Below are 21,358 nucleotides of genomic sequence, written 5' to 3'. Positions count from 1 at the left end.
TCTCCCCGATCCGGCGAAATGCTCAGCCGGTCATTGATCGTGATTTACGTGTTGTGATCAGGCGCGGAACAGGCCGCGGTTTCCAAACAGTGCCGAAACTTCCTTTTCCGGCAGATCGTGATAGGCAGCCACACGCTCTACCTTTTCCGAAGATCCGAAGACGAAGGGCGTGCGTGCATGAAGCGTCCCGGCCGTTTGGCTCAAAATGGGTTCCACCGCCGTTGTGGCCTTGCCGCCAGCCTGCTCAATTAAAAAGGCGATCGGCGCACATTCGTAGATCATGCGAAGTCGGCCCTGCTTGTAACCGTCGCGGTCATCACCGGGATAAAGGAACAAACCGCCCCGGCTCATAATCCGATGGGTTTCCGCGACAAGCGACGCAACCCAGCGCATGTTGAAGTTCTTCTCACGCGGTCCTTCAGCCCCTGCGATGCAGTCGTCGATATAGGCACGGATCGGCTTCGACCAATGCCGATAGTTGGAGGCATTGATGGCAAATTCACTCGACTTTTCGGGAATGCGCACATTCGCATCCACGAGTTTGAATGTCCGAGAAACCGGGTCCAAAATGTAGTGACGGACGCCCTCGCCATATGTCAGCATCAAGGCCGTCTGAGGGCCGTAAATCAGGTAGCCAGCTGCCACCTGCTCTCCGGCAGGCCGCAAGAAGGAAGCTTCGCCTTCCGGCTCGGCCTTGAAGATGGAAAAGATGGTGCCGATGGACACGTTCACATCAATATTTGAGGAACCATCCAGCGGATCAATTGCCAGCGCGTATTCGCCTTTTGAATCCAGCTCAATCACGTCCTCACGTTCTTCAGATGCGTACCAGCGAACGTCCACACCCATAAGCGCTTCGGCGAAGGCTTCATCGGCCATGACATCCAGCGCCTTTTGATCATCGCCATGCGCCGTGCCGCCTATGGTCGCTCCAAGTTCCGCGGCCAGTACCCCTTGAGCAATGGTTCTGGACAGATCGCGCCCCACAACGCAGAGCGCAGTCAATATCTCATTCAGGGGTTCAGGCACCCCGTGAAGCGGCAATATGGCGGATTTGATGGTCACCAAGGCCTCCCGTCCTCAATGTAGTGGCCTTGATCATCCTGAAAACTAACGTTAAGAAAATTTAATAATCTGAAATCAAACTTCAAAAAATTCTAATGCGACAACTTGATGCAATAACGTTGAAACAACTCAAGGCTCTGAAATCAATACATGAATCAGGCACGATCAGCTCTGCCGCCGAACACCTTGGATTGACCTCACCAGCCGTTCACAACCAAATAAGAACACTAGAAGATTGCCTGGGGTGCGCCCTTCTGGAGCGCAGCAAGAACGGACTTTTTGAACTGACCCCCGAAGGCCAGACGCTTTTGTCGGGCTATGAGACTGCTTATTCGGCCCTGGCTAAATCCATCCACCAAATTGACGCTCTCAAACGCGGCCTATCGGGAACCATCGTGTTGGGCGTTGTTTCAACGGGCAAATATTTTGCACCCGCCATCGTCGCCAAACTGAAGTCGCTCTATCCGGATATTGAAGTTGTTCTGGAAGTCGGCAATCGGGACGCCATTATCGCGGCGTTGGAAACAGGCCGAATAGATCTTGCAATCATGGGACGTCCACCCAGGCGTCCACTCGTCACGGCCTATCCGATGGGCGACCATCCGCACGTGCTGATCGCCCCACCAGATCATGAACTCCTGTCAGAACCGAATGTCTCACCTGCAGATATTGTCCGCGAGCATTTTCTCATGCGCGAAACAGGCTCCGGCACACGGATCCTCACAATGCGATTTCTTGATCAAATGGGTGAAGGAACCCCCTTCACCTATACGGAAATGAATTCAAACGAGACAATCAAACAGGCTGTGATCGCAGGTCTCGGAATTGCATTGATTTCTTATCACACTGTCATCGAAGAACTGAAAACGGGACGCCTTGCAGTCATTCAAGCAGAACATTTGCCGATAATCCGGCAATGGTATGTACTGCATAGACAAGACCTCACGCCCTCGGGCGCTGCCGTCACGATCCTAAACTGCATTCGAGAAAAGGCGGATTTATTCCTGCATGGCCCTGGCAGTTGAATCGTTGCACGAGCAGCCAAAAAACCTGTCGGCATTCGAACACTTTCAATAACTTATTCAGCTGCTGGTTTGAGCGAGGCAATGAGGTGGTGGAACTTTTCGCCCTGAACAGCAACGTGACCGCGGATCGCTATTGCTGCGGCGTCACCATTGCCTTGCTCCAAGGCTGTGACAATCGCTTTATGCTCTGCCATGGATTGCGCCAGTCTCCCCCGCGCCCGCAATTGCATCCGCCGAAATGGTTGAAGGCGTCGATAAAGACGCAAGCATTCCTGTTCCAAAAAGCCATTGCCTGACTGCCGATACAAAATCGCGTGGAAGCGTTCATTTTCCAGATAGTAGCCGTCAGCATCTTGTGCAGTGACCGCATCGTCACATCGTGCATTGGCCTCGTGCAAATCAGCCAATGCGGCATCTGAAATACGACTGGCTGCCAAGCGAGCACAAACGGCTTCAAGTTCGGCCATGACTTCAAACATTTCAAGAAGTTCAACCGGCCCCGGTTGTCGAACAAAAACACCGCGTCTCGGGATCTGCTCTACAAGGCCCGACAGAGAAAGCTGCTGCAATGCTTCGCGGATCGGGGTGCGAGATACATTAAATCGCTCAGCCAACTGAACTTCATCCAAACGAATGCCGTCCTTGAAGATCCCTTCCAAGATAAGCGCTTCGAGTTCATCAGCAATAAGGTCAGCACGTTTTCGGTCCATGAGCATGAGATAACCACACACAAACAATGCACGCAACAAATTACATATTGTATACAAAAAAAATGACGAAGCATACATTCGGTGCAAGGATACCGGTCGAGCTTGCCCCACATCTCAAGCTCTTGGGAGGAACAACATGATCATGAAACTGAAATCTGCTGTCGCAGCCGTTGCGCTGCTCGGCACAGTTTTTGCCGCCAACGCAACCGAGCTGCGCCTGTCGCACCAATGGTCCACCAGTGATGTCCGCCACAAGGTGGCCGAGATTGTTGCCAATGAAGTTGCTGCTGCAAACGTCGATCTCGAAATCAAGATTTTCCCATCGAAATCACTGTTCAAGCCACGCGAGCAATACAAGCCGCTCAGCCGTGGGCAGCTTGATATGACCGTTTTCCCTCTAAGCTATGCCGGGGGACAACAGCCTGCTTACAACCTCACCTTGATGCCAGGTCTGGTGAAAAACCACGACCATGCGGCCCGCCTGAACGAGAGCGATTTCATGGGCAAAATCGAGGAAATCATGGCTGGCGACGATGTCATGGTTCTCGTGCATGGATATCTGGCCGGAGGTTTTGTCGGCAAAGACAAGTGCATCACATCCCCGGCAGACGTGAAGGGCCAACAGACACGTGCGGCCGGTAAGGCCTTTGAGCAAATGTTGGCAGGCGCCGGTGCATCCATTGCATCCATGGCGTCTTCGGAAATCTACAACGCCATGCAAACCGGCGTTCTAACTGCAGCCAACACCTCTTCGTCCTCTTTCGTCAGCTACCGGATTTACGAGCAGGTCAAGTGTTACACGCCAGCCAGCGACTTTGCGCTCTGGTTCATGTACCAGCCAATGTTGATGAACAAATCCGCCTATGATGGACTGAATGACGCTCAGAAAGCAGCTCTGCAAGCTGGCGCGGCAAAGGCTGAAGCTTTTTATCTGGAAGAAGCCAAAAAGCAGGATGCGGCCTCTGCTGATATCTTTGCAGAAAACGGCGTTGAAATTGCGCAGATGTCTCAAGAAGAATTCGACGCATGGCGTGATCTGGCAAAAGAGACCTCGTACAAAGCCTTTGTTGAGCAAACTCCAGGCGGTCAGGAACTTCTCGATATGGCTCTGTCTGTCGAGTAACCAATTGATCGGGGCGAACACGTTTCGCCCCGTTTCCTGCTTACCAACTTCATTTTCGGGAGCATCCCATGGCGGGACATAGCTCGGCAGCCGTTGCGCGCGCCGGAAACAATCCCTTTTTGCGCACTGTTGCAGCCATCTCGACATTGGCCGGATGGTGTTCGGCAGCCATGATTGTGGCAGCCGTCGCAATCACCTGTCAGATGATCTTTGTTCGCTTTGTGCTGAATGGGTCAACAGTCTGGCAAACGGAAGCGGTAATCTATCTTGTCATCGCTGCCACACTCGTTGGCCTGCCCTATGTGCAGCGTCTGCGCGGCCATGTGAATGTTGATTTGGTCCCGTTATGGTTTGCCCCTCGCGCAAGATACTTCCTTGCTCTGGTGACATTGTCGGTCTCAATCCTGATTGTAGCCGTCATGCTGTTTTATGGTTTTGAGTACAGGAAGTTTGCTTGGGACCGTGGCTGGAGGTCAGACACGATTTGGGGCGTGCGTCTTTGGATACCCTATTTGTCATTACCCGTCGGATTTGGACTGCTGCTTTTGCAACTGGTTGCCGATCTTGTCGCTGTTATCACCCGAGTTGACCGCCCGTTTGGCCTGGAGGACGCATAATGGATCCGCTCCTTCTGAGTGCGCTGGTCGCATTCGCCACGATTTTCGTTCTGTTCTCAGGCATCTCGGTGGCCTTGGGTCTACTGATTGTGTCCGCAGGGTTCCTGATCGCATTTGACGGAGTGCGGTCACTGGAACTGATGCCGGAAATCCTTTTCGGCAAACTGGACAACTTTGCCCTGTTCTCGATCCCGATGTTCATCATCATGGGCGCTTCAATTGCCTCAACCCGTGCAGGGGCCGACCTATATGAGGCTCTGGAACGCTGGCTGGCGCGCGTTCCCGGCGGGTTGGTCGTTTCCAATCTGGGTGCCTGCGCCTTGTTTGCTGCGATGTCCGGCTCCAGCCCGGCGACCTGTGCTGCGATTGGCAAAATGGGCATTCCAGAAATGCGCAAACGCGGGTACCCAGATGGTGTTGCTGCCGGTTCCATTGCCGCTGGTGGAACCCTCGGCATTTTGATCCCGCCATCGGTGACCATGATCGTCTATGGAATTGCCACAGAGACATCTATAGGACGGCTGTTCCTTGCCGGTGTTATTCCGGGATTGCTTCTCGTTGGGCTGTTTATGGCGTGGTCGCTCTATTCCACTTGGCGCTCCGGGGAGGCATCAGTTCTGAGCGCAGGCAGTTACACGTGGAAAGAGCGTTTTGAAATTCTGCCGCGCGTCTTGCCGTTCATCGCCATTATCATCGACGTCCTCTACGCCATGTATGGCGGCATCGCGACCCCGTCAGAAACCGCAGCAGTTGGGGCGCTGATGTGCCTCATCATCGCGATGGTGATTTACAAGCTTTGGAATCCGGTGGACCTTTGGGTTGTCCTGCGAGATAGCACCAAGGAAAGCGTGATGATCCTTTTCATCATTGCTGCAGCCGGTGTCTTTTCCTACATGCTGTCATCACTCTTCATCACACAGGCAATTGCCGAGTGGATTGGAACGCTGGACGTAAACCGCTGGGTTCTCATGGGAACCGTGAACATCTTCCTGCTCATCGCGGGTTTCTTTCTGCCACCCGTTGCTGTGATCTTGATGGCCGCACCAATCTTGTTGCCAATCATCACCACTGCCGGATTTGATCCGATCTGGTTCGCCGTCGTCCTGACAATCAACATGGAAATCGGTCTTATTTCGCCGCCGGTTGGCCTCAATCTTTATGTGATTAACGGGATTGCTCCGGACATTCCGCTGAAGACCATATTGAAAGGCTCCCTGCCCTTTGTCGGCTGCATGGTGCTGGCAATCATTCTGCTATGCCTGTTTCCCGGTCTTGCGACCTGGTTGCCAGACGCTGTCATGGGGGCAACCATATGACGCTACTTGCAGATCTTCTCTCCTCTTTGTTTGACCGCCGGTATGGAACCTTCCTGCCCGGCGGCTCAGACAACAGAACGATGGAAGAGCTCACAGCTGCCCTTCTTGGCGCTGCAGGAGAAGTTTCAGGCAGCACCATCGCATGCAGCATTCTCGACAAGTATGAAAAGGCAAATGAGGACGAAAAACGAGCCTTCTTCCAGCATCTTGCAGAAGATATGGCCGTCTCATCAGAGACCCTACGCGCGGCGCTGGAGACGTATGAGCAAGGACAAACGAAATCAAGCTATGAAGCCTTGGTGAATGCAGCAGAACCCAAACGACAGGAGCTGATCCGTCGCCTGAACCAGGTGCCAGATGCCACGCGCTCACTGGTCGCCATGCGAGCCGATCTTCTGCGGTTCAGCAAAGACGATGATGCGCTACAGGCCCTTAACGTCGATTTTAGGCATCTGTTTGCCAGTTGGTTCAACCGGGGTTTCCTCGTTCTTCGGCCAATCAACTGGGAAAACCCGGCCAATATTCTTGAAAAAATCATCGCTTATGAGGCCGTGCACGCCATCGACAGCTGGGATGACCTCAGACGACGCCTGCAGCCGGTCGACAGGCGTTGTTTTGCCTTCTTCCATCCAACAATGCCGGACGAACCCCTGATTTTTGTTGAAGTTGCGCTCACCAAAGGTGTGCCGTCATCGATACAGGATCTCTTGAGCGAAGACCGAGCCCCGATTGCAGCTGAAGATGCTAACACAGCCGTGTTCTATTCGATCTCAAACTGCCAAAAGGGACTGGCAGGCATTTCTTTCGGAAATTCCCTGATCAAACAGGTCGCAGCAGATCTTTCGCTTGAGCTCCCTGGCCTGAAGACCTTTGTTACCCTGTCACCTATTCCGCGCTTCCGAAACTGGATCGAAAGCAAAGACCTCGGCCCGACACCAGAAGATCCTAAACACCTGAAGGCACTTGCCGCGCATTATTTGATTGCCGCTAAGCGCAAAAATGGAATGCCGCTTGACCCGGTCGCACGCTTCCATTTTGGCAACGGCGCAGAGGTTCATCAGATTCATTCAGACGCGGACCTTTCTGCAAAAGGTCAACAGCAATCAGCCGGTGTGATGGTCAACTACCTTTACAATCTGGCGAAGGTTTCGCAAAACCACGAACGCTTCGCCACCTCCCATGACATTGCGGCCTCTTCGGATATCAAGTCGCTCAGCGCGGCCGCAGAAAAGCTACTCAACAGGAGCCCGAACGATGGCTAACCCGCTCTATGATCAGCTGTTCGGCAAACATGCCGGTAAGACCACGCCGTTTTTACATTTGGCGAGCGGAGCCACCCTTACACATGCCGATTTTCTGGGCCAGGCCGCTCAAATCGCGCATGCTCTGAGTAAATTCGGACTGGTGCCCGGAGACCGGCTTGCAGCACAGATCGAAAAATCAGCGGAAGCGCTCGCTCTTTATGCAGCCTGCGTACAGGCCGGGGTCATATTCCTCCCACTCAACACAGCCTATACCGTTGATGAATTGACGTATTTTATCGAAAACAGCGGCGCAAAGCTGGTAGTTTGTGATGCTCGCATCGAGGCAGCGCTCACTCCAATTGCGTCAGACCTTGGGGCCAAACTGGCAACGCTAAATGGGGATGGGACCGGCTCACTTACGGACGCCGCCAAAACCGAGCCAACAAGTTTTGACATTGTCGACCGAACTGCCGATGACCTTGCTGCGTTTCTTTACACCTCCGGCACAACAGGTCGCTCCAAAGGCGCGATGCTGACACAGGCGAACCTTCTTTCGAACGCCGTTACTCTTGTTCACTATTGGAAGTTTACGGACGCGGACGTTCTTCTGCACGCCCTGCCAATTTTCCACACGCATGGACTGTTTGTCGCAACCAATGTGATGCTCGCCGCCGGCGGGTCCATGATCTTCCTACCCAAATTCGATCTTGACGCAATGATCGCCAACATGCCTCAGGCGACGTCCATGATGGGGGTTCCGACCTTCTATACCCGATTGCTTGACGATGATCGCTTCACAAAAGAACTGACCAGCCACATGCGTCTGTTTATCTCCGGCAGCGCTCCGCTTCTCGCTGAAACGCATGTTCGGTTTGAAGAACAAACCTGTCACCGTATTCTTGAGCGCTATGGTATGACCGAAACCAACATGAACACCTCGAACCCCTACGACGGAGAACGGCGTGCCGGGACTGTCGGCTTCCCTTTGCCGGGTGTTGAGCTGAAAATTACAGACACGGAAAGCGGCAAATCTCTCCCGGCCGGCGATGTTGGGCAGATCGAGGTCCGTGGCCCAAATGTCTTTAAGGGCTATTGGCAAATGCCGGATAAAACGGCTGCTGAGCTACGCCAGGACGGGTTCTTCATCACCGGCGACCTCGGCAAAGTCGATGAGGATGGTTATGTCCACATCGTCGGGCGAAACAAGGATCTGATCATTTCAGGTGGATACAACATCTACCCAAAGGAAATTGAACTGATCCTCGACGAGCAGCCCGGCGTATTGGAAAGTGCCGTGATCGGCGTCCCTCATGCTGACTTTGGTGAGACAGTCGTCGGACTGATTGTGCCTCAAGCCAATCATGAACCTGACCTTGATAGTATCCAGACAGCTGTTTCAGAAGACCTTGCCCGTTTCAAACATCCGCGCAAGCTTATCGTTGTCGACAGCCTGCCGCGCAACACGATGGGTAAGGTGCAGAAAAACATCCTGCGTGAGCAATACGCTGCGCTATTTGCACCTGAAACCACCTAAGCGAAGGGATCAGCCATCAACTGATTTCAGGACGCCAATGATATCAGCGTCTGCAGCATGACATTGGCACCTTTTTCAATATCGGCCCAATCGCTGTGCTCTTCGGGCGCATGACTTATGCCGTTTCTGCTCGGAATAAACACAAGTGTTGAGGGGCAGAGTGCCTGCATCGTCTGGGCATCATGCCCAGCCCCGGACGGCATGCGTTTGACCGAATACCCAAGGGCTTTGGCACTGGCGAAAGACTGTTCTGCCAGCGCTTCGTCCAGTTGAACTGGTGACAACCAACTACGCTCTTGAACCCTGAAACCCAGAGTATGTTTGGCGGCGATATCGTTGATGATCGCCTCCAACTCTTTACGCAATCGCCGCATCACCTCTTCATCGGCGTCCCGCAAGATGATTGTAAAATCCGCCCCCCCCCCGGCACCGTATGAGTATGGTTTGGGGTCAGCTCCACCTTTCCGATGGTAATCCGGCTAAATTCTGTCCCGTATTGGGCAATCAATCGCGGGATCGACACACCGACTTCCGCAAGTCCGGCAAAAGCATCTGCCCGCATATTCATCGGCGTCGTGCCGGAATGGTTGGCAACGCCCGTCAAAACGCATTCCAGATTGCATATCCCGGACACTCTATCGGCGACCCCAATATCAAGCTGTTCTTTTTCAAGCACAGGCCCTTGCTCGATATGGAGCTCAAGAAACGCTTTCACGCTTTCTGGCGAACGTGACGACGACATAATCTCTGCTGCATCCAGCCCCTGTTCTCGCATGGCGTCGATCAAGCGGATGCCATTGGCGTCAGCCGCTTGCTCAAGCCACTCCTCGCTCGCCTGTCCACTGATAGTCTGCGACCCGAGCATGCCCCCAAAACGCCCTTCTTCTTCTGAGGTTGCGACAACTTCGATCGGTGACGAGAGTGACAGACCGGCATCCTTAATTGTGCGAACACATTCCAGCGCGACACAGGCCCCAAGGGAGCCATCAAATGCGCCCCCTTCAATGACCGTATCAAGATGCGACCCGATCATGATGGACGGCCCGTTGCCATCGCCGTATCGACCAAAAAGGTTGGCAGCCCCATCCCGGCTTGTGATGAGACCATCCTGACGCATTTGACCTTCGAACCAATCGATACTGGCCATGTGTGCATCGGAGAATCCTAAACGGTTATAACCGCCCGTTTCCGGATTGAAACCAAACGCATTCACCCCGGCCAGCAGTGTCTTGAGACGCTCAAGATCAATTCTCACCTCAGACCGGCCCATGTGGTTTCCTCCAATGTTTCAATTACTTATATTCTTGATCGTTGACCGCGACGCGCCTTCGATATCATCAATATGAAATAATTATTGCGACAGATCAATTAATCATGATTTATTAGAGACATCAAAAACAGGGGAACGCACAATGAAACGATATCTTGCCGCGGCGCTCGCCTCGGCCTTTCTCGCTTTTGCACCCGGTTCGGAGGTAGAAGCGCAGACGCCGCCCAACGTTTTGATCGTTGGTCAGATCGCTGAACCAAAGTCGCTAGATCCGCATGCTATTACCGCGGTCAACGACTTCCGCATTCTCATGAATGTTTACGACGGGCTGGTTCGTTACAAGGATGGCACGCTGGAAGTGGAGCCGGCTTTGGCTGAAAGCTGGACCATCTCCGATGACGGTAAGACGTACACCTTCAAGCTGCGCGACGGTGTTACCTTCCATGATGGGTCCGCGTTCAACGCCGAAAGTGTCGTTTTCCATTTCAAGCGCATGCTGGATGAAGAGCACCCCTATCACGAAACAGGCCCGTTTCCACTCTCCTTCTTCTTCTCATCAGTCGAAGACTTGAAAGCAGACGACGAACACACTGTAACCTTTACGTTGAACGCGCCATACGCGCCTTTCCTGTCCAATCTGGCTTACCCAACAGGCCTGATTGTCTCACCGGAAGCTGTCAAGCAGCATGGCAAGGAATTCGGACGGAACCCGTCCGGAACAGGTGCCTACAAGTTTGCCGAATGGGAGGCAAATGCCAAAGTGGTCGCCGTCAAAAACAACGATTACTGGGACGGTGCGCCAGATCTGGAAGCTGTGATTTACCGGCCGATCACCGATGCCAACACCCGGATTGCCGAAATGCTGTCTGGCGGTTTGGACATCATGGTTGAAGTTCCGCCAGACAGCCTACAACAGTTCAAGTCCGATGCATCCTTCGCCGTTCACGAACAAGCAGGTCCGCACGTCTGGTTCCTGATCCTGAACGCCAAGGAGGCACCGTTCAACAACAAGGCAGCCCGTCAGGCAGCCAACTACGCCATCGACAAGACTGCGCTGGTTGAAAACATCCTGCAAGGCACGGCTGATGTCGCCGCTGGCCCCACCCCGCCTGCCTTTGCCTGGGCATACAACGAAGGCCTTGAGCCCTACCCGTATGATCCGGAAAAAGCCAGGGCGCTGTTGAAAGAAGCTGGCTACAATGGTGAAGAGCTCACCTTCTATATCACCGAGGGCGGCTCTGGGATGCTTGACCCGATTGCCATGGGCACAGCCATTCAGGCGGACCTTCAGGCTGTTGGCATGAACGTCAAGATCGAGACCTATGAGTGGAATACCTTCCTTGGAAAGGTGAACCCCGGCCTGGAAGGCAAGGCAGCCATGGCCGAAATGGCCTGGATGACAAACGACCCGGATACGCTACCCTTCCTTGCATTGCGCACCGAAGCGTTCCCGGACAAGGGTGGCTTCAACTCCGGCTACTATTCCAACCCGAAGGTGGATGAGCTTCTTGAAAAGGCACGCCAGGTCACAGATCAGGCCGAACGGGCGAAGCTCTATCAGGAAATGCAGGAGATCGTTCAGGAAGATGCGCCTTGGGTCTTTGTTGCTAACTGGAAACAGAACGCTGTCACCAAGGCCTCTGTTGAAGACTTCAAACTTCAACCGTCATTCTTCCTGATGCTTCAGGACGTGAAAAAGCCCCAATAATCCAAGTTGGGTCTAAACCTTGGCGGGGCTATCGTTCTGCCAGGGTTTCTTTTTGTATTTTGAGGGAGAAATGGCGTGGGGGCTTACATAGCCAAGCGATTGCTTGCCGCAATCCCGGTCCTGTTCGGGCTGACCATCATCGTATTTCTGATCATGGCGATGATCCCGGGCGATCCCGCGACGGCCATTTTGGGTTCTTATGCCACCCCGGAAAACGTGGCCAAGCTCAACAAGGACCTTGGCCTCGACAAGACATTGTTTGAACAATACGTCATATGGATCGGCAACCTGTTTAAAGGCGACCTCGGCCGCTCTTATACATTAAACCGTCCAGTTCTGGATGAAGTGTTGGAACGATTTACCGCAACGCTCATTCTGGCGGGCACAGCCCTCCTCCTCTGCTCTATTCTCGGCCTTCTGGCCGGTGTCGTTTCCGCCGTTAGACAATACGGCCTTGCCGACAAGGCCATCACGCTTCTTGTCCTCGTTGGCATTTCAAGGCCGTCTTTCTGGCTGGGTTTGCTTCTTATCCTGATTTTTGCAGTCAATCTTCGCCTGTTTCCCGCCTCTGGCATGTACGCGATTTATGGTGGCGGCGACCTGAAGGATCTTCTGCACCACCTCGCCTTGCCTGCCTTCACACTTTCGGTTGTCGCAACGGGCGTCATCGCTCGCCTTACCCGAACAGCCATGCTGGAAGTGCTTCGGCAGGATTACATCCGCACAGCCCGTGCCAAGGGGCTTTCCGAGCGCAAGGTCATCTATAAACACGCGTTCAAATCCGCACTTGTCAGCATCGTGCCCGTTATCGGCATTCAGGCAGGGTTCGTGATCGGCGGTGCGGTCTATATCGAAACAGTGTTTCAGTGGCCGGGCATCGGCTCAATGCTGGTGAAAGCAATCTCCACCCGCGACTTGTTGTTGGTGCAAGGCGGCGTTCTCGTCGTTGCCAGTGCTTATGTGCTCTTTAATCTGGCCGCCGATGTGGTCCAGACAATGCTTGACCCGAGGCTTCGCTGATGACTGACGCAACCATGACCGCGCCAGTAAAGGCGAAAAAGAAACCAGCCGGCCGACCGAGCACTCTGGCTCTTTTATTCAACAATACCTTGGCCACCGTCGGCCTTGTCATTCTGGCACTCATCTGTCTAACGGCCTTGGCAGCCCCGCTCCTGCCACTGCCTGATCCGGATGTGACAGCTCCAGCAAACCGGCTTATGCCTGTTTTCTCTGACGGCCATCTGCTCGGCACGGACCATCTGGGGCGTGATCTTCTCTCCCGGTTGATCTGGGGAACACGCGTCTCACTTGCCGTTGGCCTGTCCGCCACCGTCATTGCCGCATTCTTTGGATCGCTGCTCGGTCTTGTCGCTGGCTATGCAGGCGGGCGTGTTGATACCTTGATCATGCGCGGCATCGACATGGTCATGGCCTTTCCCTACATCCTTCTGGCGCTTGCGATTGTCGCAGTGTTGGGCCCCGGCCTCTTAAATGCGCTCTACGCGATTGCCTTGGTCAATATACCGTTTTTCGCTCGAAACATCCGTGGCATCACGCTCGGTCTCTCCCGGCGCGAGTTTGTCGACGCAGCCAGACTTGCCGGAAAATCTCCACCCCAAATCCTGTTCATTGAAATCCTGCCAAATGTCCTGCCTGTGATCGTTATCACCATGTCGACAACGGTTGGCTGGATGGTGCTGGAAACGGCGGGGCTTTCATTTCTTGGACTCGGTGCACAGCCGCCTCAGGCCGATCTTGGCTCCATGCTCGGAGAAGGCCGCAAGATCCTATTCACGGCACCCCATGTCTCCATCATTCCCGGATTGATGATTTTCGCACTCGTGATGAGCATCAACCTTTTGGGCGATGGCATCCGCGATATTCTCGATCCACGCCTGCGCGCCGGATCTCTCACGCGCCCGGTTGCCCGGACCAAGGTCATCAGAGACCCGAAAGACATCCCTCCGCCGTCTCTTGAACCCGGCGTCCTGGACGTTCGCGACATGCGGACAGAGTTTCAAATTGGCGGCTCGGTTTACAAGGCGGTCGGCGGCGTTGACCTTCATCTGAAAAAAGGCGAATGCATTGGAATTATCGGTGAATCCGGTTCCGGAAAATCAGTTACAGCCATGTCGGTGATGGGACTTGTACCAACTCCACCAGGCCGCATAGTTGGTGGCGCGGCCTATCTGAACGGTGAAGATCTTTTTGGCGCGAGTGACAAAAGAGTTCGCGACCTGCGCGGTGGATCGGTCGCCTATGTGTTTCAAGACCCCCTATCCACCCTACATCCGCTGTTTACTGTTGGAGACCAGTTAATCGAGGCCATTCAGGCCCACCAGCCACTCAGCGGATCCGAAGCAAAAGAAAAAGCAATCGAACTTCTGTCGCTGGTTCGAATTCCAAATGCACCAGAGCGTCTATCGGCTTACCCGCATGAGCTTTCCGGCGGCATGCGACAACGTGTTTGCATCGCGATGGCACTTGCCAATGATGCGAATGTTCTGATTGCCGATGAACCCACAACCGCGCTTGATGTGACCGTTCAGTCCCAGATCCTCACTTTGATGAACGGGCTGCGGCGCGAGCGGGATGCAGCCATCTTGTTCATCACCCACGATTTCGGTGTTGTGTCAGCACTTTGTGACCGCGTTGCGGTTATGTATGCCGGACGCATTGTTGAAACTGGTGTAACTGCCGAAGTGCTGGCCAATCCACAGCATCCGTACACTGCCAAGCTGATTGACTGTGTGCCGGTTCTTGGTCAACCAGAGCGGCGAACAGATGCCATTGAAGGCCGCCCACCCGTTGTGAACAACCTCCCCGATGGCTGCGCCTTCGCAGACCGCTGCCCGCGCGTGCAAACTGCCTGTCGAGTTGGTCTGATTGAACTTGAAATGGCGAATGAAACCCGCGGTGTCAGTTGCCTCTTTCCCATGAACAAGGAGCTACGTGATGACCAAGCATCCTGAACCGGTATCCGGCACACTGCTTTCCATCAGCGACGTGGAACGTGTATTCGGCGGCGAGCGTAAGCTGTTTGGCGGCCAGACACCGGCAGTGCACGCCGTTCAGAGCGTCTCACTTGATGTACGTAAAGGTGAAACCCTTGGTGTGGTTGGAGAATCCGGTTGTGGAAAGTCAACGCTAGCTCGGCTGATTGTCGGGCTCGACAGACCAACGGGCGGCACGATCCATTTTGATGGAACGGATTTGAGCGAACTGGCAAAAGCCGACCGTCGCGCCCTTGCTCGCAAGGTTCAGTATGTCTTTCAAGACCCGGTCGCCTCACTCAATCCGCGAAAGACCATTCGTACCATACTGGAAGCCCCTCTGAAACACCTGACCGAACTAAAAAGCCAAGGCCGAGAACAACGACTTGAAGAGCTTCTTGAAGCGGTGAACCTAGCTCCAGAGTTTTTGGAGCGGTACCCGCATGAGTTTTCGGGTGGTCAGGCACAGCGCATCGGAATTGCCCGCGCGCTTGCAGCTGGCCCCGAGTTAATCGTTCTGGATGAACCCGTTTCTGCGTTGGATGTTTCTGTACAAGCACAGGTTCTCAATCTGCTGGATGATCTGAAAGACCGGTTCGGACTGACATATGTTTTCATCAGCCATGATCTATCGGTCGTCGAAAGCGTGAGTGATCGGGTGGCCGTCATGTATTTTGGCCGCCTTGCAGAATTAGGCCCGGCACGAGATGTCTTTGCAAAACCACTCCACCCTTATACCGACTTGCTCATGCGATCTGCCCCTGCGCCGGGACGTCATGAGCTTCTGGCCGAGGATGCCAGCGCGGAATTACCCGACCCATATAATCCGCCACTTGGATGTGCCTTTGCGGCACGTTGCGCTTACAAAACAGACAAGTGTCTCGCAGGCAAACCATCACCAAGTGAAGCAACTGGCGGTCAGGCCGACCATTTTGCCGCTTGCTATCATCCGCTTGCAAGTGCATAGCCAGTTAAAGCGTACAGGTTCGGATATCCGGCATGCCCCAAACACAGCCAGAAAACGATCAAAAACAGGGTAGACGCCTCCGCCGACCCGACAAGGTCGCGCAACAGATCCGCGAAAGAATTGTTGAGGCAAATCTTCAGCCGGGAGATCGTTTACCGAACGACTGGCTCCAGCCGGAGGTCGTGAAGGTTTCCCGTGGTACTCTCCGAGAAGCCCTGAAGGTGCTGGAATTTCAGGGCCTGATCACGACAAAAAGCGGTCCGGGTGGTGGAATATTTGTCTCTGCAGTCGAGCCGGGCGAAGCGATCCGATTGCTGGATAACCTTTTTCTATTCAACACACCAACGATCTCAGATATTTACGCCCTTAGAAAGCAGCTTGAACCAGAACTCGCGGCGTCCGTGGCAGGCTCCCTCTCAGAGGAGACTTTTGTGGCTCTGCAAGGCTGTATACGGCTTTATGAAGACGAGCCAAAAACGGCAGAAGAAGAATACGCGCAGCGGCTGGCTGAACTTGAGTTTCATGAGGAGTTAGCGCGTCATTGCCCCAATCCGTTGCTGGCCTTTACCTGCAATTTTCTTTTGAGCCTGCTGCGCGACATGACGGTGTGCCGGTCCATCTACAAAGAGCCAAATCCAGCCTTAAGAGAAACCGGCCTGCACTACCAAGTTCGCCTGCTACGCACGATCAAGGCCGGAGACAAACAGCTTTGCCGGGACATCATGCGTGAGCATATGGAGCATGCGGAAGTTTACATGCTGGAGCGTGCAACAATGCGCACGCCCGGAAAATAATGTTCATTTCATTCAAGTATTGCCTGTCGCATCATGATCCAGCGGTTCGTGGACGGGCTCAGCTGCAGGTTCATCAGTTTCTGGATGAAGCGCCTGATCGGCATCTTCTGTCGGCTGAACGGTGAAGCCTTTCAGGCTTGAGTATTCCCGCGCATCCCGTTTGATTTCGACCGGGCTGACAGCATAGGCGGTGGCTAGCTCTGCAACAGACCGCAGCGCATGCATGTGGATCCGTTCATAGCCGTGGCTGGCATCGACCCCAAATGTAATGAGAGCCGTGCGCACGTCCGCGCCCGCCTCAATGGCCGAAGCCGCATCTGATCGATAATAGCGAAAGACATCCTTCTGGAACGATATGTCATTGTCCCGGCAAATCTGAACCATCTTGCGGGTCAGGTGAAAATCAAACGGACCAGTTTGGTCGGCCATTCCAATCGTGACACCGAATTCATCTGAATTCTGTCCCGGAGCCGATGTGCCGTTGTCAATCGCGACCATTGAAGCGATCTCTGGGGTTAGTACCGACGTTGCCCCATGCCCGATCTCCTCCGCAATGGTGAACAGCCAATAGATATCAACTTCAGGCTCCACACCCTCATCAATCATGGCCTTTAGCGCGGCTAGCATAATTGCAACGCCTGCCTTGTTGTCCAAGTGGCGCGAAACAATGAACCCGTTTTCCAGAAACTCCGGAGCAGGATCAATTGAGACGATATCGCCAACATCAATTCCGAGCCGTTTCAGGTCTTCGGAGTTTTTGGAATAGGCGTCTACCCGCAGCTCAACATATTCCCAGCCAACCGGCAACGTATCGATGCCGTCATTGTAGGTGTGACCGGAGGCCTTGATGGGTAAGATTGTGCCCCAATAAGCGCCGCTGTCAGAATAGATGGTCGTGCGAGCCCCCTCAGCAAACCGCGCAGACCAATGCCCGATGGGCACCAATTCAAGACGGCCATTGTCCTTCAGAGCCTTGACCTGAGCACCCAGCGTATCCAGGTGGGACACAAAGGCCCGAGCAGGTTTGGACTTGCGCCCATCAAGTCTGGCTCTGACTGCCCCCCGCCGCGTGATTTCATAAAAGACGCCGAGCGCTTCCAGTTCTTGAGACACACACCGGACAATTTCATCGGTGTAGCCCGTTGGACTGGGGACTGCGAGAAGCTCCTTCAAAACGCGTGTCAGATAAGGAATGTCAATCGCAAGTCGCGTCATGTCTGGTCCGTTTTTCGGTGTTTCGCGCCACGGGCAAGGTGGCAATAAAGAGCGGTGGCTATCCTGTTGCCAAGGGCTGTCGACAAGCCAAAACAGGACCCAATTGAGACCATTAACCTACGGGAATCATTGAGGTTCAGCAACCGTCAGCAGATTTAATTTTACTCTTCTGTCAGTAGTCTTTCAATCACTTCTACCAAGAGCTGACGACTAACCGGCTTGATCAAGCGCAGGTCTTTTGGAGAGACCCCGTTGCCGTGGACCGTGGCTTCTTGTGAATAGCCCGACATAAAAATAACTCGAAGGTTTTTCCTGATCTTCCGCATTTCGCGGATCATCTGTGGCCCCATATAGTTCCCGGGCATTACAACGTCCGTCAAAACCACGTCAAAGGAATCCGGGGTTGCCTTGTACATTTGTAGGCCCTTTTGGCCATTTTCGGCGACTGTCACGATGTAACTGGAGACTTCAAGAAGTTCCTGAATGGTCCTTCTGAGCAACGGGTCATCCTCAACCAGCAGAACCGATGCACCATTTGTTGGGCGGGTAAGTTGGGTCCTTATTGCATTGTCATTCGACCGCTCGCCATAAGTTGCCGGGAAGAAAAGTTTGAAGGTCGTCCCGACACCAGGCTCGGAATAAACGCGGACAGTTCCATTGGATTGCTTCATGAAACCAATGACCATCGACAATCCAACCCCTGAGCCCTTCCCCGTCTCCTTGGTTGTAAAAAACGGATCAAAAATCTTGTCGATGATGTCTTCAGTTATACCCGTTCCTGTGTCGGAAACAGAGACAGCAACATATCGTCCGGGTTTCAGTGTCTCTCCCCTCTCGGCAATGTAATCCTGCTCGATACGAACGTTTGCTGTCTCAATCGTCAGGCTGCCACCATCGGCCATGGCATCGCGGGCATTGATCACCAAGTTCAAAAGCGCATTTTCCGTCATCGCAACATCGGCCGTCGTGCTCCACAGCCCTTGTTGCAGGACGGTTTCAACACTGATGTTTTCAGGCAAGATGCGGATCATCCACCGCATGGTCTGACCGACATGTTCATTCAAGTCGACCACTTCCTGCTTTAGTTGGCTTTCGCGCGCGAACGTCAGCAGGCTTCGGGTCAATTGCCCACCTTTTCGTGACGCAGACAATCCAGCTAATAGCCACTCATTTTCGCTGTATTCCGGGTGCTTCTCCAAAAACACTTCCAGATTGCCATGAACGATGTTGAGCAGATTGTTGAAGTCGTGTGCGACGCCACCGGTAAGCCGGCCAATCGTCTCGTTTTTGTGAGCCAACGCAATTTGTTGCCGAAGCCGCAACTCAGAAGAGACATCACGGAAAATTAAGGCGATCGCGCCACCAGCAAGTTCGGCAACAGTCAGATACCAGCCAACCAGCTTGGAGAGTTTTATTTCAACTTCATAGGAAATGTGCGACGGCGTATCTTCGTCATCCGGAGTACTTGCAATACTTGTCTCGTCATATGCAAATTTCGCCTTCTGCAACTCATCGCCGAAATCTTTGCCACCTTCAAGAAAGGCTGTTTCAAGAAAGGTCAATTCGTCAGGCAGCGGCAACCCCATCCGCATGGGAACACCGCTCTCGCCATCGACGCCGATACAGACCATACCCATATCTATTGTTTTCAAGGCCTTATCTGCAGCATCGAAGAGGATTGCACGTTCCTGGAGTATCTCCCGTTCCAGTTTTTCCTTTTCATGAATGGTCCAAAAGGTCTGCGTGAACGCGGCATCAAGTTCATTTAGCTCCGACGCCCCAAAATCATCAGATCGGCTTAACAATTGGGACGCGTCGGTGCCGGAAACGACTACCTTGTCATGCAAGGCCTGTATGGGAAGCAAAACCCGAGAACGAATAAGCAAATAGACCGACCCGGCAAGCAGGCCCAAAACTCCCACGGGCCATAGGAAGCCGGCAATCAGAAAAAACGGTTGAGCTGAGGGCGCCTGTGGAACACGAACAGCAACTCGCAACGAGCCAATCTGAGATCGACCGTCTAGAGGACTTACGATTTCCAGATCAATTGTTTTTCCCACATTCCCTGCATCACCCTTTTTTTGCTCAAAAACGGCATTGCCCAGCAAATTTTCAATTTCAACTGAAATGACTTCGTCATATGCGAGGACGCCCTCACCGATCCATATCCCCAATGCGATATCCGAAGAGTTTAGGACTGGCCCAAGCGTTCTCGCGAGAGCATGCGTATGCGCCATCCGAGTGTTCATAATACTGACGCTCAAATGCCCCGGACACGAACCTAAAGCCTAAAAACACGGAAAGTGTCAAAACCGCCATCAAAACTAGAACAAGTGGCCCGGCGATCCGAACATACATCGGTTGATTTTTTGGGAATTGCCAAAATGTGCCACCCTAGACCGCTCCAACGCTCGTTTTGAGGACGAAATTCAGATCCGGGCTGAATTGTTTGACGCAAGGTAACATGCTGTATAAACGTAATTATATTTACTAGCAACGATTGGGTTATAATGCGGGCCGCGGTTCAGTTTTTCCTGCTGTTATGCGTTGTAATCGGGTCTCCGTTGTCAACATCGAATGCGGAAACCCTTGTTGTTCAAGCTGACAAATCCCTGAGCCCCGGACTGATACGGATTGCTCGGGAATTTGAGAGAAAACACACAGAGATAAAAGTCAAAGTAACCGAGCGCCCCGGAGGAATTACCCGAGAAGCGCGTTTCAAGGCCCAACTTCTATCCGATACCCCACCGGATGTAATGGCGTATTTGACCGGATCGATCCTGCACGCCGCAAAACCTGCTAACCATCTGTTTGACTTGTCGGACCGCGCCTTTAGCCAACACGTCAATCCATCTTTTGCCCTATCAGCAAGCCAAAACGGAAAACTCCTCGCAGCTCCTTATGGATCGATGCTCGTGGGCGGCATCTTCTATAACAAGAAAATCTACCGCAGTCTGGGCTTGGAAGAGCCAGAAACCTGGAACGAATTTCTTGAAAACTGCGCCAAAGTTGCAGCAGCTGGAGTATCTCCAATTTCTTTCTCGCTGGAAACAACCTGGACAACACAGGTGTTGTTTCTGGCAGATTTTCATAATGTACTTGCCGATGATCCGAATTTCCCCACACGCCTTACAAACGGACAAATCAAGTACGGGTCTGACAACAAGGCGCGGATCAGCTTTGAGAAACTAAGCCAACTTCAGAACTTGGGTTACGTCGACCGAAAAGCTGGAAGTCGGATATTGCGCGAAAGTGTCACCGATCTCGCAAGTGGGCGCGCAGCGCATACAATCGGTTTGAGTGTTGTGGTGGGTCTCCTCAACGATTTGGATCCCGCTGCCCCTGATCAGATTGGTTTTTTTCCAATACCCGGAAAAACACAAAACTCTGGGGCAACACTTTGGATGCCGCTTGGTTTGTATGTGCCTATAGCCGGTCAAAACCGAAAAGCCGCACTGAAATTCATCGACTTTGTAATGGATGAGGCAAACTGCGAATTGTTGAAACAAACAGATATCGCATTCGGTCCTTTCGCGATTGACACCTGCACATGGGACGAAAATCAGCCACTTTATGAGATGGAGATAGAGCGTCATTTTGATGACAAAGGTGCAACGCCTGCGCTTGAGTTTCTAACACCCCTCAAGGGTCCTTCTCTGGAAGTCCTGACAAAGCAGCTGCTTCTCGGTGAGATTACGGCACAGGAAGCCGCTGACAGGTACGACAGAGATCTTTTAAAACGCGCGTTGGAACTCAAACTCCCGGGCTGGCCGTAAG

18 protein-coding genes are annotated in these 21,358 nt (G+C 53.2%); 12 read left to right on the top strand and 6 right to left on the bottom strand.

Features of this window, described 5'->3' with window-relative positions; translation table 11 throughout:
- Positions 1-57 precede the first annotated feature (57 nt).
- A complete protein-coding gene (locus tag TRICHSKD4_RS25160) occupies positions 58-1,065 on the bottom strand; it encodes a class 1 fructose-bisphosphatase (protein ID WP_009760091.1) in 1,008 nt (335 codons plus the stop codon).
- Between the two features lie 95 nt (positions 1,066-1,160).
- Between TRICHSKD4_RS25160 and TRICHSKD4_RS25155 the strand changes: the two genes are divergently transcribed.
- The gene (locus TRICHSKD4_RS25155) at positions 1,161-2,090 is read left to right on the top strand and encodes a LysR substrate-binding domain-containing protein (protein ID WP_009760090.1); all 930 of its coding nucleotides are present in this window, start codon (positions 1,161-1,163) and stop codon (positions 2,088-2,090) included.
- A gap of 53 nt (positions 2,091-2,143) precedes the next feature.
- Here the strand turns inward: TRICHSKD4_RS25155 and TRICHSKD4_RS25150 are convergent, their stop codons facing one another.
- On the bottom strand, positions 2,144-2,800 hold the full coding sequence (locus tag TRICHSKD4_RS25150; RefSeq protein ID WP_040617566.1) for a GntR family transcriptional regulator: 657 nt from the start codon (positions 2,798-2,800) through the stop codon (positions 2,144-2,146).
- 136 nt (positions 2,801-2,936) lie between these two features.
- Between TRICHSKD4_RS25150 and dctP the strand changes: the two genes are divergently transcribed.
- The 5 genes from dctP (at position 2,937) to TRICHSKD4_RS25125 (ending at position 8,634) form a co-directional block, all read left to right on the top strand.
- Positions 2,937-3,923 carry a TRAP transporter substrate-binding protein DctP gene (gene dctP, locus TRICHSKD4_RS25145; RefSeq protein WP_009760088.1) on the top strand — a complete coding sequence of 329 codons (987 nt, stop codon included), beginning with the start codon at positions 2,937-2,939 and terminating at the stop codon, positions 3,921-3,923.
- Positions 3,924-3,991: 68 nt separating this feature from the next.
- Positions 3,992-4,540, top strand: a complete 549-nt coding sequence (locus TRICHSKD4_RS25140) for a TRAP transporter small permease (RefSeq protein WP_009760087.1) — start codon at positions 3,992-3,994, stop codon at positions 4,538-4,540.
- On the top strand, positions 4,540-5,856 hold the full coding sequence (locus tag TRICHSKD4_RS25135) for a TRAP transporter large permease (protein WP_009760086.1): 1,317 nt from the start codon (positions 4,540-4,542) through the stop codon (positions 5,854-5,856). Before TRICHSKD4_RS25140 ends, TRICHSKD4_RS25135 begins: the two co-directional genes overlap by 1 nt.
- Positions 5,853-7,118: a malonyl-CoA decarboxylase gene (locus tag TRICHSKD4_RS25130; protein ID WP_009760085.1), complete on the top strand. Its 1,266-nt coding sequence runs from the start codon at positions 5,853-5,855 to the stop codon at positions 7,116-7,118. Before TRICHSKD4_RS25135 ends, TRICHSKD4_RS25130 begins: the two co-directional genes overlap by 4 nt.
- A complete protein-coding gene (locus tag TRICHSKD4_RS25125) occupies positions 7,111-8,634 on the top strand; it encodes a malonyl-CoA synthase (RefSeq protein ID WP_009760084.1) in 1,524 nt (507 codons plus the stop codon). The genes TRICHSKD4_RS25130 and TRICHSKD4_RS25125 overlap by 8 nt, the downstream gene beginning before the upstream one ends.
- A 26-nt stretch (positions 8,635-8,660) precedes the next feature.
- Here TRICHSKD4_RS25125 and TRICHSKD4_RS31865 read toward each other — a convergent pair whose 3' ends face one another.
- Positions 8,661-9,008 (bottom strand): M20/M25/M40 family metallo-hydrolase, encoded by a 348-nt coding sequence (locus TRICHSKD4_RS31865; RefSeq protein WP_009760083.1) that lies wholly within the window; start codon positions 9,006-9,008, stop codon positions 8,661-8,663.
- Positions 9,008-9,904: a hydantoinase/carbamoylase family amidase gene (locus TRICHSKD4_RS25120; protein WP_009760082.1), complete on the bottom strand. Its 897-nt coding sequence runs from the start codon at positions 9,902-9,904 to the stop codon at positions 9,008-9,010. The genes TRICHSKD4_RS31865 and TRICHSKD4_RS25120 overlap by 1 nt, the downstream gene beginning before the upstream one ends.
- A gap of 142 nt (positions 9,905-10,046) precedes the next feature.
- On the opposite strand from TRICHSKD4_RS25120, the gene TRICHSKD4_RS25115 reads away from it, so the two are divergent.
- From TRICHSKD4_RS25115 to TRICHSKD4_RS25095, 5 genes are all read left to right on the top strand, one after another.
- Positions 10,047-11,612: an ABC transporter substrate-binding protein gene (locus TRICHSKD4_RS25115; RefSeq protein ID WP_009760081.1), complete on the top strand. Its 1,566-nt coding sequence runs from the start codon at positions 10,047-10,049 to the stop codon at positions 11,610-11,612.
- Between the two features lie 75 nt (positions 11,613-11,687).
- On the top strand, positions 11,688-12,632 hold the full coding sequence (locus TRICHSKD4_RS25110) for an ABC transporter permease (RefSeq protein WP_009760080.1): 945 nt from the start codon (positions 11,688-11,690) through the stop codon (positions 12,630-12,632).
- Positions 12,632-14,584 (top strand): dipeptide/oligopeptide/nickel ABC transporter permease/ATP-binding protein, encoded by a 1,953-nt coding sequence (locus TRICHSKD4_RS25105; protein WP_009760079.1) that lies wholly within the window; start codon positions 12,632-12,634, stop codon positions 14,582-14,584. Before TRICHSKD4_RS25110 ends, TRICHSKD4_RS25105 begins: the two co-directional genes overlap by 1 nt.
- Positions 14,568-15,572, top strand: coding sequence for an ABC transporter ATP-binding protein (locus TRICHSKD4_RS25100; RefSeq protein WP_009760078.1), 1,005 nt, complete (start codon positions 14,568-14,570; stop codon positions 15,570-15,572). The genes TRICHSKD4_RS25105 and TRICHSKD4_RS25100 overlap by 17 nt, the downstream gene beginning before the upstream one ends.
- A 32-nt stretch (positions 15,573-15,604) precedes the next feature.
- On the top strand, positions 15,605-16,366 hold the full coding sequence (locus TRICHSKD4_RS25095) for a FadR/GntR family transcriptional regulator (RefSeq protein WP_009760077.1): 762 nt from the start codon (positions 15,605-15,607) through the stop codon (positions 16,364-16,366).
- Between the two features lie 12 nt (positions 16,367-16,378).
- Here TRICHSKD4_RS25095 and TRICHSKD4_RS25090 read toward each other — a convergent pair whose 3' ends face one another.
- A complete protein-coding gene (locus TRICHSKD4_RS25090) occupies positions 16,379-17,581 on the bottom strand; it encodes an osmoprotectant NAGGN system M42 family peptidase (RefSeq protein WP_009760076.1) in 1,203 nt (400 codons plus the stop codon).
- A 161-nt stretch (positions 17,582-17,742) separates the two neighbouring features.
- A complete protein-coding gene (locus TRICHSKD4_RS28635; RefSeq protein ID WP_009760074.1) occupies positions 17,743-19,818 on the bottom strand; it encodes an ATP-binding protein in 2,076 nt (691 codons plus the stop codon).
- Between the two features lie 273 nt (positions 19,819-20,091).
- Here TRICHSKD4_RS28635 and TRICHSKD4_RS25080 point away from each other — a divergent pair, with 273 nt between their 5' ends.
- Entirely contained in the window at positions 20,092-21,357 is a 1,266-nt protein-coding gene (locus TRICHSKD4_RS25080; RefSeq protein ID WP_009760073.1) for an ABC transporter substrate-binding protein, read from the top strand.
- Position 21,358 lies beyond the last annotated feature (1 nt).

Origin of the sequence: Roseibium sp. TrichSKD4, assembly GCF_000148725.1 — a bacterium.
In the GTDB taxonomy this organism is placed as follows: Bacteria; Pseudomonadota; Alphaproteobacteria; order Rhizobiales; family Stappiaceae; genus Roseibium.
This window is presented reverse-complemented; position numbering and strand designations above follow the sequence as displayed.

Excerpts from the sequence above, each read along its gene's own strand:
- TRICHSKD4_RS25150 (WP_040617566.1), bottom strand. The coding sequence starts at position 2,800 with ATGGACCGAAAACGTGCTGACCTTATTGCTGATGAACTCGAAGCGCTT.
- TRICHSKD4_RS25130 (WP_009760085.1), top strand. The coding sequence starts at position 5,853 with ATGACGCTACTTGCAGATCTTCTCTCCTCTTTGTTTGACCGCCGGTAT.
- TRICHSKD4_RS25080 (WP_009760073.1), top strand. The coding sequence starts at position 20,092 with ATGCGGGCCGCGGTTCAGTTTTTCCTGCTGTTATGCGTTGTAATCGGG.
- TRICHSKD4_RS25105 (WP_009760079.1), top strand. The coding sequence starts at position 12,632 with ATGACTGACGCAACCATGACCGCGCCAGTAAAGGCGAAAAAGAAACCA.
- TRICHSKD4_RS28635 (WP_009760074.1), bottom strand. The coding sequence starts at position 19,818 with ATGGCGCATACGCATGCTCTCGCGAGAACGCTTGGGCCAGTCCTAAAC.
- dctP (WP_009760088.1), top strand. The coding sequence starts at position 2,937 with ATGATCATGAAACTGAAATCTGCTGTCGCAGCCGTTGCGCTGCTCGGC.
- TRICHSKD4_RS25125 (WP_009760084.1), top strand. The coding sequence starts at position 7,111 with ATGGCTAACCCGCTCTATGATCAGCTGTTCGGCAAACATGCCGGTAAG.
- TRICHSKD4_RS25095 (WP_009760077.1), top strand. The coding sequence starts at position 15,605 with ATGCCCCAAACACAGCCAGAAAACGATCAAAAACAGGGTAGACGCCTC.
- TRICHSKD4_RS31865 (WP_009760083.1), bottom strand. The coding sequence starts at position 9,008 with ATGCGGCGATTGCGTAAAGAGTTGGAGGCGATCATCAACGATATCGCC.
- TRICHSKD4_RS25140 (WP_009760087.1), top strand. The coding sequence starts at position 3,992 with ATGGCGGGACATAGCTCGGCAGCCGTTGCGCGCGCCGGAAACAATCCC.
- TRICHSKD4_RS25135 (WP_009760086.1), top strand. The coding sequence starts at position 4,540 with ATGGATCCGCTCCTTCTGAGTGCGCTGGTCGCATTCGCCACGATTTTC.
- TRICHSKD4_RS25100 (WP_009760078.1), top strand. The coding sequence starts at position 14,568 with ATGACCAAGCATCCTGAACCGGTATCCGGCACACTGCTTTCCATCAGC.
- TRICHSKD4_RS25090 (WP_009760076.1), bottom strand. The coding sequence starts at position 17,581 with ATGACGCGACTTGCGATTGACATTCCTTATCTGACACGCGTTTTGAAG.
- TRICHSKD4_RS25155 (WP_009760090.1), top strand. The coding sequence starts at position 1,161 with ATGCGACAACTTGATGCAATAACGTTGAAACAACTCAAGGCTCTGAAA.
- TRICHSKD4_RS25120 (WP_009760082.1), bottom strand. The coding sequence starts at position 9,904 with ATGGGCCGGTCTGAGGTGAGAATTGATCTTGAGCGTCTCAAGACACTG.
- TRICHSKD4_RS25115 (WP_009760081.1), top strand. The coding sequence starts at position 10,047 with ATGAAACGATATCTTGCCGCGGCGCTCGCCTCGGCCTTTCTCGCTTTT.